The sequence below is a fragment of the Streptomyces coffeae genome (assembly GCF_016741875.1).
GTDB classification, from domain to species: Bacteria; Actinomycetota; Actinomycetes; order Streptomycetales; family Streptomycetaceae; genus Streptomyces; species Streptomyces coffeae.
Genome location: NZ_JAERRF010000166.1, coordinates 1 through 719, shown reverse-complemented (window position 1 = coordinate 719; position 719 = coordinate 1). Strand labels below are relative to the sequence as shown.

Sequence of the window (719 nt, the reverse complement as noted above, 5' to 3'; positions counted from 1 at the left end):
GGGGCCTCCTCGACCAGTTTCTGGTGGCGGCGCTGGAGGGAGCAGTCGCGGGTGGAGACGACCACGACATTGCCGTGGGTGTCGGCCAGGCACTGGGTCTCCACGTGGCGGGGCTTGTCGAGGTAACGCTCGACGAAGCATTCGCCGCGGCCGAAGGCGGCGACGGCCTCGCGGACGGCGGAGTCGTAGAGTTCGGGGACTTCTTCCAGGGTGCGGGCGACCTTCAGGCCGCGTCCGCCGCCGCCGAAGGCGGCTTTGATGGCGATGGGCAGGCCGTGTTCGCGGGCGAAGTCCAGGACCTCGTCGGCGCCGGAGACGGGGTCGGGGGTGCCCGCGACGAGGGGGGCGCCGGCGCGCTGGGCGATGTGGCGGGCGGCGACTTTGTCGCCGAGGTCGCGGATGGCCTGCGGGGGCGGGCCGATCCAGGTCAGCCCGGCGTCGAGGACGGCCTGGGCGAAGTCGGCGTTCTCGGAGAGGAATCCGTAGCCGGGGTGGATGGCGTCGGCGCCGGACTCGGCGGCGGCGGCCAGGACTTTGGCCTGGTCGAGATAGCTGGCCGCCGGAGTGTCACCGCCCAGCGCATAGGCTTCGTCGGCCGCGCGCACATGCACAGCGTCCCGGTCCGGATCGGCGTAGACGGCCACACTGGCGATCCCGGCATCCCGACAGGCACGGGCAACACGGACAGCGATCTCGCCACGATTGGCGATGAGCACCTT

1 protein-coding gene is annotated in these 719 nt (G+C 71.9%); it reads right to left on the bottom strand.

The features are described 5' to 3' along the window. The coding region (locus tag JK363_RS41500) for a biotin carboxylase N-terminal domain-containing protein (protein WP_307822129.1) at window positions 1–719 on the bottom strand (719 nt) is incomplete at both ends.